This is a genomic window from Kitasatospora sp. NPDC057542 (assembly GCF_042801945.1).
Lineage (GTDB): Bacteria > Actinomycetota > Actinomycetes > Streptomycetales > Streptomycetaceae > Kitasatospora.
In genome coordinates, this window is the sequence record NZ_JBHVFE010000234.1 from 1 (window position 1) to 13,334 (window position 13,334).

Annotated in this window: 12 protein-coding genes; 5 read left to right on the forward strand and 7 right to left on the reverse strand. The window is 71.4% G+C overall.

What is annotated here, in order from left to right; genetic code table 11:
- Nucleotides 1-53: 53 nt before the first annotated feature.
- Complete coding sequence (locus ACFU7Y_RS26160) at nt 54-2,117, reverse strand: hypothetical protein (protein WP_380769832.1); 2,064 nt, start codon at nt 2,115-2,117, stop codon at nt 54-56.
- Between the two features lie 378 nt (nt 2,118-2,495).
- Here ACFU7Y_RS26160 and ACFU7Y_RS26165 point away from each other — a divergent pair, with 378 nt between their 5' ends.
- The 3 genes from ACFU7Y_RS26165 to moaA all read left to right on the forward strand — a co-directional run bounded on the left by ACFU7Y_RS26165 (nt 2,496) and on the right by moaA (nt 5,522).
- The gene (locus ACFU7Y_RS26165; protein WP_224274684.1) at nt 2,496-2,852 is read left to right on the forward strand and encodes a DUF485 domain-containing protein; all 357 of its coding nucleotides are present in this window, start codon (nt 2,496-2,498) and stop codon (nt 2,850-2,852) included.
- Complete coding sequence (locus ACFU7Y_RS26170; protein ID WP_380769833.1) at nt 2,849-4,456, forward strand: cation acetate symporter; 1,608 nt, start codon at nt 2,849-2,851, stop codon at nt 4,454-4,456. The genes ACFU7Y_RS26165 and ACFU7Y_RS26170 overlap by 4 nt, the downstream gene beginning before the upstream one ends.
- A gap of 76 nt (nt 4,457-4,532) precedes the next feature.
- The gene (moaA, locus tag ACFU7Y_RS26175; RefSeq protein ID WP_380769835.1) at nt 4,533-5,522 is read left to right on the forward strand and encodes a GTP 3',8-cyclase MoaA; all 990 of its coding nucleotides are present in this window, start codon (nt 4,533-4,535) and stop codon (nt 5,520-5,522) included.
- 27 nt (nt 5,523-5,549) lie between these two features.
- On the opposite strand, the gene ACFU7Y_RS26180 is transcribed toward moaA, so the two are convergent.
- From ACFU7Y_RS26180 to ACFU7Y_RS26205, 6 genes are all read right to left on the reverse strand, one after another.
- The gene (locus ACFU7Y_RS26180; RefSeq protein WP_224274688.1) at nt 5,550-5,789 is read right to left on the reverse strand and encodes a hypothetical protein; all 240 of its coding nucleotides are present in this window, start codon (nt 5,787-5,789) and stop codon (nt 5,550-5,552) included.
- 264 nt (nt 5,790-6,053) lie between these two features.
- On the reverse strand, nt 6,054-6,437 hold the full coding sequence (locus ACFU7Y_RS26185) for a DUF3099 domain-containing protein (protein ID WP_224274690.1): 384 nt from the start codon (nt 6,435-6,437) through the stop codon (nt 6,054-6,056).
- A gap of 187 nt (nt 6,438-6,624) precedes the next feature.
- The gene (locus ACFU7Y_RS26190; protein ID WP_224274737.1) at nt 6,625-7,173 is read right to left on the reverse strand and encodes an RNA 2'-phosphotransferase; all 549 of its coding nucleotides are present in this window, start codon (nt 7,171-7,173) and stop codon (nt 6,625-6,627) included.
- 31 nt (nt 7,174-7,204) lie between these two features.
- Nucleotides 7,205-8,602 carry a metallopeptidase TldD-related protein gene (locus ACFU7Y_RS26195; protein ID WP_380769834.1) on the reverse strand — a complete coding sequence of 466 codons (1,398 nt, stop codon included), beginning with the start codon at nt 8,600-8,602 and terminating at the stop codon, nt 7,205-7,207.
- Nucleotides 8,602-10,155, reverse strand: coding sequence for a TldD/PmbA family protein (locus ACFU7Y_RS26200; protein ID WP_224274744.1), 1,554 nt, complete (start codon nt 10,153-10,155; stop codon nt 8,602-8,604). Before ACFU7Y_RS26200 ends, ACFU7Y_RS26195 begins: the two co-directional genes overlap by 1 nt.
- A gap of 192 nt (nt 10,156-10,347) precedes the next feature.
- Nucleotides 10,348-11,493, reverse strand: coding sequence for an MBL fold metallo-hydrolase (locus ACFU7Y_RS26205; RefSeq protein ID WP_224274693.1), 1,146 nt, complete (start codon nt 11,491-11,493; stop codon nt 10,348-10,350).
- Between the two features lie 312 nt (nt 11,494-11,805).
- Here ACFU7Y_RS26205 and fabG point away from each other — a divergent pair, with 312 nt between their 5' ends.
- Together fabG and fabI are read left to right on the forward strand one after the other, a co-directional pair.
- Nucleotides 11,806-12,525 (forward strand): 3-oxoacyl-[acyl-carrier-protein] reductase, encoded by a 720-nt coding sequence (gene fabG / locus ACFU7Y_RS26210; RefSeq protein ID WP_224274695.1) that lies wholly within the window; start codon nt 11,806-11,808, stop codon nt 12,523-12,525.
- A gap of 2 nt (nt 12,526-12,527) precedes the next feature.
- The gene (fabI, locus tag ACFU7Y_RS26215) at nt 12,528-13,295 is read left to right on the forward strand and encodes an enoyl-ACP reductase FabI (RefSeq protein WP_224274697.1); all 768 of its coding nucleotides are present in this window, start codon (nt 12,528-12,530) and stop codon (nt 13,293-13,295) included.
- Nucleotides 13,296-13,334: the final 39 nt, after the last annotated feature.

Below are 13,334 nucleotides of genomic sequence, written 5' to 3' on the forward strand. Positions count from 1 at the left end.
GGTGCCGCCCCGTGTGGGCGCGGCACGGGCCGGTGCCGTTCTCCGGAGAGGGATCAGAGGGAGGCGGAGTCCGGAGCGATGACGGAGACCAGATGGATGTTCTGGTACTTGTCGACGTAGGCCAGACCGCCGCCGAAGCGGTCGGCGCTCCACTCGTAGTCGAAGGCTTGGTCGGCGGGGAGATGAGCGTTGAGGGGCTTGGTCACCGGGACGCCCGTGTGGAAGTCGACCACGGTGCTCATGCCCTCGTCACTGGGGGTGTACACGAGGAAGCCCCTGCCCATGCCCTGGGCGCGTGCCGGAACCTCGATGGGCAGGCTCGTGCCGTCGGGGCGCAGCAACCCGGCCGATCCGGTGGCACCGTCGAACCAGCAGTTCCAGTAGAGCCACCCGCCGGCGGACTTCAGCTGGGTGATCTTGCAGTCCCTGCCGGTCTGCAGCGTCCGGGACTGCTGGGTGGCCAGGTCCAGGACGACGACCTCTCCGGTCTTCGCGCCGGCGGTGATGAGCCGTCCGTCGTCGATCGTGCCGACGTTGCCGGAAGCCGTCGCCACGGTCGTGCCCGGGGTGGAGCCGTCGAGGTCCACCACGGCCAGCGTGCTCTGCGGCCAGTACGACGTGTCCAGCAGGACGTACCGGCCGGAGGCTCCGACGACCTCCCTGGGGCGAACGGCCCGGTCGAGGGCGATCTCCTGGTACTTGTCGCCCCGGCGTACGGACAAGCTGTTGATGCTGCTGTTGAGGTGGACGACCCGGCCGTCGCCGGTCCCGGCCATGTCCGTGCAGATGGCAGGGCCGCCACCGCAGGAGACGTGGGGGCTCAGGTAGCCGTCTCGGCCCAGGGGCGTCCGGGCCGAGACGGTCGGCGTGTCGCCGAGCGTGCCCTGACGGCCGTAGAAGCCTTCGCCGAGGTAGTTGCCGCCCTCGGCGCTGATCAGGGTGTTGGCGGACAGATCGAGGCTGTCCAGGTGGTACGCCTCCGGGGCCACCCGGTACTCGGTCGCCACGGCGGTGGGCGCTGTGCCACCCGTGGCCGTGACCTTGCGGACCGTCCAGTCGGCGGCGGTGTCGCCGCCCTCCACGAGCGCGGTGCCGTCGGGAGCCTGGGCGATGGTCTCGGAGGCGTGGGACAGCACCACGACGGGATCGCCGCCCCCGACCGGGGTGGCCACCAGCTCCCGCTGGACCGGGATGTCCGAGTCCCGCTGGTCGTAGCCGCTGCGGTTGACGGTCAGCACCCAGTCGCCGGACAGACCGAGCGCGCGGGGCTGGTCGTAGTAGTCGACCGGGACCGTCCGGTCGGGCGCGTTCAGGTCGGCCCGGGACAGGACGTGGATCTTGCAGTCGCCGCCGAGCCAGGCGAGCTGCGTGGTGTCCACGGCCATGAGCGGGTTGTCACATCCCCCGGTGGTCCGGGGCGAGGGGAGGAGCGGTGAGACCCGGAGCGCCCCGGTGTGGGTGTCGGCCAGGGCGATCCGGTAGCCGTCGTTGAAGTACAGCCCGAACGCCGCTTCGCGCGCGTCCCCGCCCAGAGGCTGGGTGGAGCCCGGCGTCAGGCCGGCGTTCGCCCAGCTGGTGACGGACACGACGGTGGTGCCGCCGTTGCCGTCGGGACGCAGGAAGCGCAGCGGCCCGGGGTACGTCGCGGACCCTTCGGTGAGCACGGCGTCACCGTAGACACCCCGGATCCATGCGGACTCCGGGCCGTCCACCGTGGCAGCCGCCCCGGTTGACATGTCCTGGAGCTTCCACGTCCTGCCGGTTTGACGCGGATCTGCGTCGACGGTGAAGTCCGAACCCGCGCCGTGCAGACCGGGATCGGGCCTGGTTTCGTCGTAGTGGCCGACCACCGTGGTGGCCCCGGTGTCGTATGCGGTCCAGGCGAAGGTGTCGTCCTGAGTGGTATGGAAGAACCCCTTGGCCCCGGCGGCGAGCAGCGTCTCGGTCCGGGGCTGGGGCAGGGGCTCGCCCGGGACCACGACCTCCGGCAGGGCAGCCGGGGTAGCGGTAGCGTCGGCCGGGGCGGCGGAGGCGCTGGGGAGCGGGCTGGTGAGGGCGAGCGCGGAGGCCAGGAATGGCAGCGCGAGGAGTCGGGTGGTCGCGGATCTGCGGGTCATGGCGTGTGGAGTTCCCCCCTGGCGGTGGTGTGCCCATCTCATCGATCATGGCCGTGAATTGACGAATAGCCAGAGTTGCGAAGAGGCTGCGTCAACGATGGGACTTTATGAAGATCAGATGAGTGGCTGGAGGCTACCATCGCGAACCGTTGGAGCCGACGGGATTTGATCGCATGCGGCACATTCGTCGAAATGAGCTGCTTTTCGGCCAATCAGATGGTGCGAAGGGGTGAACGGTCGACTGACCGCGGTCAACCCCTTCCGGGGCGGGCAGGACGCTTCTAGCATTGCGCGGCGCGCACCAGACATGTGGCGCCCCTCACGTTCGATCATTCCCGCCCCCGTGTGACAAATACGCCGAAGGAGTGAGGAGACAGCGTGGATTCGCCGCCGCTCACCACCGCCGCCACGGAAGCCCGACTCGTCGACGACAGCGAGGAGTTCCGTACCCTGCGGCGCTCGTTCCGCAGCTTCGCCTTCCCGGTCACCATCGGTTTCGTGCTCTGGTACCTGCTCTACGTCCTGCTCTCCTGCTATGCCCCGGGGCTGATGCGCACCAAGGTCCTCGGGCACGTCAACGTGGCCCTGGTGCTCGGGCTGCTGCAGTTCGCGACCACCTTCGCCATCGCCGCCTGGTACGCCCGCTACGCGGACCGGCGGATCGATCCGTCCGCCGCGGCGATCCGCGAGGCGCACGGCGCCGTCGTCCACGCCCCCCGGGAGTCTGCCGAATGATCCCGCTCGCCAGCTCCGCCACCGAGCACCGCGGCCTGACCATGGCCCTGTTCGGCGTCTTCGTCCTGGCCACTCTCGGCATCACCGTGTGGGCCGGACGGCAGACCAGGAGCGCCTCCGACTTCTACGCCGGCGGCCGCGGCTTCACCGGCTTCCAGAACGGTCTGGCCATCTCCGGCGACTACATGTCCGCCGCCTCCTTCCTCGGCATCGCCGGGACCATCGCGCTCAGCGGCTACGACGGCTTCCTCTACTCGATCGGCTTCCTGGTCGCCTGGCTGGTCGCGCTGCTGCTGATCGCCGAACCACTGCGCAACTCCGGCCGGTTCACCATGGCCGATGTGCTCGCCTTCCGGATGCGCCAGCGCCCGGTGCGCACCGCGGCGGGCGTCTCCACCATCGTGGTTTCGATCTTCTACCTGCTCGCCCAGATGGTCGGCGCCGGCACCCTGGTGGCGCTGTTGCTGGGGGCCGAGGGAAACGCCGCCAAGCGCTGGACCATCGTCGGGGTCGGCGCACTGATGATCATCTATGTGGTGATAGGAGGGATGAAGGGCACCACCTGGGTGCAGATCGTCAAGGCGGTGCTGCTGATTGCCGGCGCCGCGCTGATGACCGTCCTGGTGCTGGCCAAGTACCACTTCAACCCCTCCGAACTGCTCGGCGCGGCGGCGAGCGCGAGCGGCAAGGGCGAGGCCTTCCTCCAGCCAGGGCAGAAGTACGGCAGCAGCACCGCCAAGCTCGACTTCATCAGCCTGGGCATTGCGCTGGTGCTCGGCACCGCCGGCCTGCCGCACATCCTGGTCCGCTTCTACACCGTTCCCACCGCCAAGGCGGCCCGGAAATCGGTGCTCTGGGCGATCGGAATCATCGGCGTCTTCTACCTGATGACCCTGGCGCTCGGCTTCGGCGCGGCCGCACTGGTCGGCTCCAAGGCGATCAAGACGGCGAACGCGGCGGGCAACACCGCGGCCCCGCAACTGGCCGAGGCGCTCGGCGGAGGCGCCGGGACCACCGGTGGCGCGATCCTGCTCGCGGTGATCTCGGCGGTCGCCTTCGCCACCATCCTGGCCGTGGTCGCCGGGCTCACGCTCGCCTCCTCGGCCTCCTTCGCGCACGACCTCTATGCCAACGTGATTCGGCGCGGGAAGGCGAGCGAGAAGGAGGAGGTGCTGTCGGCGAAGTGGGCCGCGGTCGCGATCGGGGCGGTGGCGATCGTGCTCAGCCTCTTCGCGGACAAGCTCAACACCGCCGCCCTGGTCGCCCTGGCCTTCGCGGTCGCCGCCTCCGCCAACCTGCCCACCCTGCTCTACTCGCTGTTCTGGAAGCGCTTCACCACCGTCGGCGCGGTCAGTTCGGTCTATGCCGGTCTGATCACCTCGGTGGCGCTGGTGGTCTTCTCCCCGGTGGTCTCCGGCGGGAAGACCTCGCTCTTCCCGCACTCCGACTTCCACTGGTTCCCGCTGGAGAACCCAGGCCTGGTCTCCATCCCGGTCGGCTTCCTGGCCGGCTGGCTCGGCACGCTGCTGTCCAGGGAACGCGCCGACCCGGCGAAGTACGCTGAACTGGAGGTTCGCTCGCTGACCGGGCTGGGCGCCCATTGATCGTCCCGCGATGACTATGCTGGCCCGGCCCGCCGTGACGGTGGCCGGGCCGGCCGCATCTCGGGGAAGGACGTACGTGCTGCTCGACACCTTCGGACGACAGGCCGTCGACCTGCGGGTCTCCCTCACGGACCGGTGCAACCTGCGCTGCACCTACTGCATGCCGGAGGAGGGCCTGCGGTGGCTGGCCAAGCCGGACCTGCTGACCGACGAGGAGATCGTCCGGCTGGTCACCATCGCCGTGCGCGACCTGGGCGTGCGCGAGGTCCGCTTCACGGGCGGCGAGCCGCTGCTGCGCCCCGGACTGGTCGCCGTCGTCGCCGCCTGTTCGGAGCTGGAGCCGCGCCCGGAGCTCTCGCTGACCACCAACGGCATCGGGCTGGCCCGTACCGCGACGGCACTGCGCGAGGCCGGCCTCGACCGGGTCAACGTCTCGCTGGACACTCTCGACCCCGAGGTGTTCCGCACCCTCACCCGCCGCAACCGCCACCAGGACGTGCTGGACGGGCTGGCCGCCGCCGAGGCCGCCGGGCTGGCGCCGGTGAAGCTGAACGCGGTGCTGATGCGCGGGGTCAACGACCACGAGGCGGCCGACCTGCTGGCCTGGTGCCTGGAGAAGGGCTACGAGCTGCGCTTCATCGAGCAGATGCCGCTGGACGCCCAGCACGGCTGGGACCGCGCGTCGATGGTCACCGCGACGGAGATCCTGGACCTGCTCCAGGCCCGCTTCGCGCTGACCCCCGAGCCGTCCGCGCGTAGGGGCGCGGCACCCGCCGAACGCTGGCTGGTGGACGGCGGCCCCGGTCGGGTGGGGGTGATCGCCTCGGTCACCCGCCCGTTCTGCCGGGCCTGCGACCGCACCCGGCTGACCGCCGACGGCCAGGTGCGCAACTGCCTGTTCGCGACCGGCGAGACGGACCTGCGCACCGCGCTGCGCTCGGGTGCGGACGACGCCGAACTGGCCGGGCTGTGGCGGGCGGCGATGTGGGGCAAGAAGGCCGGGGCCGGGATCGACAACCCGGAGTTCCTCCAGCCCGAGCGGCCGATGTCCGCGATCGGAGGCTAGGCCGTTCTCTCCGAGGCCGATCGGCGGCTAGGACGGCTTGCCGGAGCCCTCGGCGGCCTCGGGGGTCCAGTCGGTGAAGGCGATGATCTCCTTGAGGAAGCCGCGGACCCCGAGGAACTGGGACAGGTGCTCGCGGTGCTCGTCACAGGCGAGCCAGGTCTTGCGGCGGTCCGGAGTGTGCAACTTGGGGTTGTTCCATACCAGCACCCAGCCGGCGTCCGCCCGGCAGCCCTTGGCGGAGCAGATCGGCGTCTGCGAGGTGTCCATCGGGCCGTCCTCAACGATTGGCGGGTACGTCTGCACCGCCAGTCTGTCACGCCCGCTCGGACCGTCCGGATCCGGGCATGACGACGCCGGGCAGCCACGGGGGGAGCCGCCCGGCGTCGGTCCGTCGCTCCGACGGGGGATGCGGAGCGCGTACGCAGTATGTCACGCCGAGACCCTCGGATGGGGAGGTCTTGCATGATTAATCTGAGCTTCTTTTGAGCTTTCGCTGAGCCGAACGAGGGCGAAACAGTATCAAACGGACGGTCAGTCCACGTCCTGTGAAGGATCGGTGGGAACGGCCTTTGCCTCTCCTGCGCCGGCTTTCGCACCAGCCCCACCCGTCCCACCGGGGCCGATCATCACCGGGGTGTCGAGCGGAATGTCGAAGGTGCTCGGCAGACCCGGGGCCCGTTCCCGGCCCGCGTTGGCGATCAGCACCGCGAAGTAGGGCAGCAGCACAGCGCCCGCCAGCGCGGCCAGCGCCAGCACCCGCTGGACGTCCCACAGCACCACGGCGAGCAGCACGCAGGCCGTGCGGACCAGCATCGAGATGACGTAGCGGCGCTGGCGCCCCCGGACATCCTCGGTGAGGCTGCTGCGCGCTCCCGTGATCCGGAAGACCTGCCCGCCGCCGGCGCTCTTGCCCATGTGTCCTACCGCCCTCGTCACGCACCCGCGCGCCTGGCCGCGCGGAATCCTCACGGTACGCCCGGACCCGGGCGGCGACGAGACCGGGTGGACCGGAGCCACCCGGCCGGGTACGCGAAGGGCCTGACCGGCGGAGCGGACAGGCCCTTCGGCAGCGGGCACCGGCGCGGTGGTGCGGCCCGGCGGGCTACGAGCGCCGGGAGAGGTACTGCGGGGGCACGGCGTCGGTGAGCCAGACGCCGTTCTCACTGAGCCGGAACTCGTGGCCGGCCGCCGTCATCGCCGTGGCGTTCACGGTCAGCACCACCGGACGGCCGTGCCGGGCGCCGACCCTGGTCGCCGTCTCGGTGTCCGCCGAGAGGTGGACGTCCTGGCGGGCCATCGGGCGCAGGCCCTCGCGGAAGATCGCCGCCAGGTGCCGGTCGGCGGTGCCGTGGTAGAGCACGGGCGGCGGCACGGCGGCGGCCAGACCGAGGTCGACCGCCACCGTGTGGCCCTGGTTGGCGCGGATCGAGAGACCGTCCGGTGAGTAGCCGAAGCGGCGCTTGTTGTTGGTCGCCACGACGTGGTCCAGCTCGGCCCGGGTGAGTGGCCGACCCCGGGCGGCGAGCGCGGCGAGCAACTCGTCGACCCGGACCCAGCCGGCCCCGTCCAGCGTGACTCCCACCAGCCCGGGCTCGTGCCGCAGGATGCGTGACAGCATCTTGCTCGACCTGACCAGGCGCTTCTCGTCCATCATGTCTCTCGTATCCCCCGTTGGTCAGTGGCTAAGAGGCCTGGCTGACCGAACTCATGTTGAAGTCCGTGACACGCACGGGTGGCATCGCGGTGCGGGTGACGTTGTCGCTCCACTCGCGGGGCAGGCAGCGTTCGGTGCGGCCCACCTCGGTGATCCGGTTGAGCAGGTCCACCGGGGACTCGTTGAACCGGAAGTTGTTGACCTCGCCGACGACCTCGCCGTTCTCCACCAGGTACACGCCGTCCCGGGTGAGTCCGGTGAGCAGCAGCGTCGCCGGGTCGACCTCGCGGATGTACCAGAGGCAGGTGAGCAGCAGGCCGCGTTCGGTGCGGGCGATCATCTCGTCCAGGGTCGGTGCCGACTCCTGGTCCGCCGTCTCCAGCACGAGGTTGTCGATCGCCGGGCGCAGCGGCAGGCCGGTGAGGGCGGCCGAGTGGCGGCTGGTGATCAGGTCGTTCAGCACGCCCTCGCGGATCCACTCGGTGGCGGCGATCGGCTGGCCGTTGTCGAAGACCGAGTAGTCCCCGCCGGTGGAGTGGGCGAGCACGAACGGCACGGCCTCCAGGCCGGGCTCGTGCGGGTCGGAGCGCAGCGTCAGCGGCAGGCCGCTGAGCTTGTCGCCGAGCCGGGTGCCTCCGCCGGGCTTGGAGAAGACCGTCCGGCCCTCCTGGGCGTCCCGGCCGCCGGAGGACCAGTTGAGGACGATCAGCAGGTCGGCGACGGCCGAGGGGGGCAGCAGCGCCTCGTACCGTCCGGCAGGCAGGTCCACCTTGCGGGCGCCCCAGCCGAGCCGCCTGGTCAGCTCGGCGTGCAGGGCCGCGACGTCGATGTCGGCGAAGTCCCGGGTGGCGGCGCCCACCCAGGCCGAGCCGGACAGGTCGGCGGTCTTGGCGTTGATCTCGACCATGCCGGTGGGCTGGTCGTGGCGCAGCCGCAGGCCGGTGGAGCTGCCCAGGTAGCTGGAGGTCATCTCGTGCCGGGCGAAGCCGTAGAGCAGTTCGCCCTGGGCGGCGGCGCGGGCGAAGGCCTCGCCGAGGGCCGGGCCGAAGGCGTCGAACACCTCGATGGACGTCACCGCGGGCGGCTCGGTGAAGTCCGGCGAGGAGGGCTGGTCGGCGATCAGCGGCTGGGCGTCCTCGGCTGGTCCGGCCGCGCGGGCGGCCTCCTCGGCGGCCCGCACCAGGTCCTCCACCTCCTCCGCGGTGACGGCTTCGCGGGAGACCACGCCGGAGGCGGTGCCCTCGGCGCCGGCCACGGTGGCGATCACGGTGAGACGGCGGCTGCGGGTGACGCCGTTGGTGGTCAGCGCGTTGCCGGCCCAGCGCAGGTTGGCGGTGGACTCCTCGTCGGCGATCACCACACAGCCGTCGGCGCGGGAGAGGCCGAGCGCCAGCTCGACGAGTTCGTGGGGCTGCTTCGCGGTCATCAGTGACCCGCCTCCTGCTGGGTGTTGAGCACGTTGACGTTGCGGAACAGCGCCGACGGGCAGCCGTGGCTGACCGCCGCGATCTGACCGGGCTGCGCCTTGCCGCAGTTGAAGGCGCCGCCGAGGCGGTAGGTCTGCGGGCCGCCGACCGCCGCCATCGAGCCCCAGAAGTCGGTGGTGGTGGCCTGGTAGGCGAAGTCCTTGACCTGGCCGGCGAGTTCGCCGTCCTTGATGGCGTAGGCGCGTTGCCCCGTGAACTGGAAGTTGTACCTCTGCATGTCGATCGACCAGGAGCGGTCGCCGACGATGTAGAGGCCGCTCTCGACCTGGGCGAACAGGCCCTCGGTGTCCGGGCCGTCGGCGGCCGGCTGCAGCGAGACGTTGGCCATCCGCTGCACCGGGACGTGTGCGGGGGAGTCGGCGAAGGCGCAGCCGTTGGAGCGCTCGAACCCCTTCAACCCGGCCATGCCGCGGTCGAGCTGGTAGCCGACCAGGATGCCGTCCTTGACCAGGTCCCAGGACTGGGTGGCCACGCCCTCGTCGTCGTAGCCGATGGTGGACAGGCCGTGCTCGGCGGTGCGGTCGCCGGTGACGTGCATCAGCTCGGAGCCGTACTTGAGCGAGCCGAGCCGGTCGAAGGTGGCGAAGGAGGTGCCGGCGTAGGCGGCCTCGTAGCCGAGCGCGCGGTCCAGCTCGGTGGCGTGGCCGATCGACTCGTGGATGGTCAGCCAGAGGTTGGTCGGGTCGATGACCAGGTCGTAGCGGCCGGCCTCGACGCTCGGGGCCTTCATCTTCTCGGCCAGCAGGACGGGCAGCTCGGCGAGTTCGGCGTCCCAGTCCCAGCCGGCGCCGGTGAGGTACTCGTAGCCGCGGCCGACCGGCGGGGCCAGGGTCTGCATCGAGTCGAAGGCGCCGGTGCGCTCGTCGACCGAGGTGGCCTCCAGGTCGGAGTACACCCGGATCCGCTGCTGGGTGGTCACCGTGCCGGCGGTGTCCGCGTAGAACTTGTTCTCCTGGACGGTCCGCAGGGCCGCCCGGACGTGGGAGACGCCCTCGGCGGCCAGCAGCCGGGAGCTGCGCTCGGCGAGCAGCGCGGTCTTCTCGGCGTCCGGCACCTCGAAGGGGTTGATCTCGTACGCGGAGACCCAGGTGACATCCCGGTACACCGGCTCGTCGGCCAGCTCGACCCGCTCGGTGGAACCGGCCGCCCGGCTGATCCCGCCGGAGAGGCGGGCCACCGCGACGGCCTGCTCGGCGACCCGGGCCGCCGCGTCGGGGGTGAGGTCGACACCGGCGGCGAAGCCCCAGGCGCCGTCCAGCAGCACCCTGACGGCGAAACCGAGCTGCACGCTGTCGGAGGTGCCGGCCGGACGCGCGTCGCGCAGCCGCCAGGAGGCGCCGCGGATCCGCTCCAGGCGGAAGTCGGCGTGGCTCACGCCCAGCTCGCGGGCCCGGGTGAGCGCGGCGTCGGCGAGGGGGCGCAGCGGCAGGGCGAGGAACAGCGGGTCGACGGCGCGCCCGTGCGGGGCGCCGGAGCGATCGGCCGGAGGGATCGGAGGCAATCGGGCTCCCAGGTCGCGGGGGTGGCGGTGCGGCGCCACAGGGGCGCCCACACCGCATCATTTCCCGTCCACCGGGTTTCCGGCCAGTGCATTTCGACCGGTGCGCTGCGGTTTCGGCCAGTACGGTTCGGCCGCCGATTCCCGCTTCCGGTCCCCGCTGCCCGGGGGTGTCGGCACGGGCCGTCAGGCGACGGTCTCCCACCAGCCGTCCAGCTCCGGCGGGTTGTCGACGTCGACCCGCTCGCCGGGGCGCGGGACGGCCAGCGGGACGGCCTGCCTCTTGGCCGCCGTCACCAGCCGCTCGATCGGCTCGGCCCACGGGTGCAGGCCCAGGTTGAAGGTGCACCAGTGGACGGGCACCAGCAGGCCGGCGGTCAGGTCCTTGTGCGCGAGGACGGCGTCCTCGGGGGTCATGTGGATGTCCGCCCAGGCCGCGTCGTAGGCGCCGATCTGGACCAGCGCGGCGTCGAACGGGCCGTGCTGCTCGCCGATCCGGGCGTAGCCCTCGAAGTAGCCGGAGTCGCCGGTGTAGAAGACCTTGCGGCTCGGGCCGGCGATCACCCAGGAACCCCACAGCGTGGTGTTGCGGGTCAGCCCGCGGCCGGAGAAGTGGTGCGCCGCGGTGAGGGTGAGCACCAGGTCGCCCAGGGTGCAGGTCTCGTCCCAGTCCAGCTCGATGATCCGGTGCTCGGGGACGCCCCAGCGGCGCAGGTGGGCGCCGATGCCGAGCGGCACCGCGAAGGGCGCGGACTGGCTGCGCACCAGGCGCTTGACCGTCACCATGTCCAGGTGGTCGTAGTGGTCGTGCGAGATCAGCACCGCGTCGACCTGCGGCAGCTCCTCCAGCTCGACCGGCACCGGGTGCAGCCGCTTGGGGCCGACGTGCGCGGCGGGGGAGCAGCGGTCGCTCCAGACCGGGTCGAGCAGCACCCGGAAGCCCTCGATCTCCACCAGCGCGGAGGCGTGGCCGTACCAGGTGACCTCCACGCCCTCGGCGGCCGGTCCGGGCGGGGTCGCGGGGCGGACGGTCGGCACCGGGTGGGCGGGGACGCGGCCGGCCCGCTCGAACAGCATCCGGCGGGCGGTGGCGCCGTCGAAGCCGGGGGCGTCGGCGGCGCGGGCGAGCGCGGAGGGCGCGTTGTGGAAGACACCGTCGCGGTACTGCGGGGAGTTGCGCACCCGCTCCTCGCGCTCGCCGTCCGGCCGTCGCCCGAACGCCGCAGGCAGGTCGCGCAGCGACCAGACGGTCGCGCCCAGGCCGGCCGCCAGCGCGGTGAGGGCCAGCAGTCGTCCGCCTCGGTGGGTGCTCCCGGGCCGTGCCTTGGTCATCCGCTCTGCCTTCGTCGCTCGCCGGGATGGTCGGGAATCGGTACGGCAGGTCCCGGGCCGGCCCGCACCACGGGGGCAACGGGTGTGCCCGCCCGTGTTGTTCCCGTACAGTCGCCCCGATCCGGGCAGCGCCCGGGCCTGGGCGATGTCCGCCGCCGGGACGGAACGGGCGGGCACGGATTGTCGGATTGCGACAGATCCGCCGGGAAGGCGCTGTGGGAGCCCGATGCGCCGCCGCCGCCGACCGCCCGATAGCGTCACAGTGCGTACGCATTCCGACGTACGCGCTCACACACGGAGAGAGGTGGATCGTTGAGCCGCTCGGTTCTCGTCACCGGAGGAAACCGGGGCATCGGCCTCGCGATCGCCCAGGCCTTCGCCGAAGCGGGCGACAAGGTGGCCGTCACCAGCCGCTCGGGCGAGGTGCCGGAGGCGCTGGCCAAGTACGACGTCCTCGCGGTCCGCTGCGACATCACGGACTCCGCGCAGGTCGACGCCGCCTTCACCGAGATCGAGCAGAAGCACGGTGCGGTCGAGGTTCTGGTCGCCAACGCGGGCATCACCAACGACACCCTGCTGCTGCGCATGTCCGAGGAGGACTTCACCTCCGTCGTGGACACCAACCTGACCGGCACCTTCCGGGTGGTCAAGCGCGCCTCCAAGCTAATGATGCGTGCCAAGAAGGGCCGCGTCGTGCTGATCTCGTCCGTGGTGGGCCTGTCCGGCTCCCCGGGCCAGGCCAACTACGCCGCCTCCAAGGCCGGCCTGGTCGGCTTCGCCCGGTCGCTGGCGCGCGAGCTCGGCCCGCGCAACATCACCGTCAACGTGGTCGCCCCCGGCTTCGTCGACACCGACATGACCGCCGTGCTCAGTGACGAGCGCCGCGCGGAGATCGTCGCGGGCGTGCCGCTGGGCCGCTACGCGGCGCCCGCCGAGGTCGCCTCCACCGTGCGGTTCCTCGCTTCGGACGAGGCCGCGTACATCACTGGAGCCGTCATTCCCGTCGACGGCGGATTGGGCATGGGTCACTGATCATGAGCGGAATCCTCGAAGGCAAGCGGATCCTGATCACCGGTGTGCTGATGGAGTCCTCCATCGCCTTCCACACCGCCAAGCTCGCGCAGGAGCAGGGTGCGGAGATCATCCTCACCGCCTTCCCGCGTCCGAGCCTGACCGAGCGGATCGCCAAGAAGCTGCCGCACCCGGTCAAGGTGCTGGAGCTGGACGTCTCCAACGCGGAGCAGCTGGCCGGCATCGCCGACCAGGTCCGCGAGCACCTGCCGACCCTGGACGGCATCGTCCACTCGATCGGCTTCGCTCCGCAGGACGCTCTGGGCGGCAGCTTCCTGGACACCCCGTGGGAGTCCGTGGCCACCGCGATGCACGTCTCGGCGTACTCGCTGAAGTCGCTGACCACGGCGCTGCTGCCGCTGATGCAGGACGGCGGTTCGGTGGTCGGTCTGACCTTCGACGCCCAGTTCGCCTGGCCGCAGTACGACTGGATGGGCCCGGCCAAGGCCGCCCTGGAGTCGACCAACCGCTACCTGGCGCGTTACCTGGGCGAGCGGGACATCCGCTGCAACCTGATCTCGGCCGGTCCGATCGGCTCGATGGCCGCCAAGTCCATCCCGGGCTTCGGCGAGCTGGCCGACACCTGGAACCACCGCTCCCCGCTGAAGTGGGACCTGAGCGACCCGGAGCCGGCCGGCCGCGGCATCGTCGCGCTGCTGTCGGACTGGTTCCCGAAGACCACCGGCGAGATCATCCACGTCGACGGCGGTCTGCACGCCATCGGCGCCTGACGCTCCGCCCGTACGCCGCTGCCCGGCCCTCCCTCGTGG

Bases quoted from the DNA above. Each gene is read 5' to 3' on its own strand.
- ACFU7Y_RS26160 (WP_380769832.1), bottom strand. From the start codon at position 2,117: ATGACCCGCAGATCCGCGACCACCCGACTCCTCGCGCTGCCATTCCTG.
- ACFU7Y_RS26170 (WP_380769833.1), top strand. From the start codon at position 2,849: ATGATCCCGCTCGCCAGCTCCGCCACCGAGCACCGCGGCCTGACCATG.
- ACFU7Y_RS26180 (WP_224274688.1), bottom strand. From the start codon at position 5,789: ATGGACACCTCGCAGACGCCGATCTGCTCCGCCAAGGGCTGCCGGGCG.
- ACFU7Y_RS26185 (WP_224274690.1), bottom strand. From the start codon at position 6,437: ATGGGCAAGAGCGCCGGCGGCGGGCAGGTCTTCCGGATCACGGGAGCG.
- ACFU7Y_RS26190 (WP_224274737.1), bottom strand. From the start codon at position 7,173: ATGGACGAGAAGCGCCTGGTCAGGTCGAGCAAGATGCTGTCACGCATC.
- ACFU7Y_RS26195 (WP_380769834.1), bottom strand. From the start codon at position 8,602: ATGACCGCGAAGCAGCCCCACGAACTCGTCGAGCTGGCGCTCGGCCTC.
- ACFU7Y_RS26205 (WP_224274693.1), bottom strand. From the start codon at position 11,493: ATGACCAAGGCACGGCCCGGGAGCACCCACCGAGGCGGACGACTGCTG.
- fabI (WP_224274697.1), top strand. From the start codon at position 12,528: ATGAGCGGAATCCTCGAAGGCAAGCGGATCCTGATCACCGGTGTGCTG.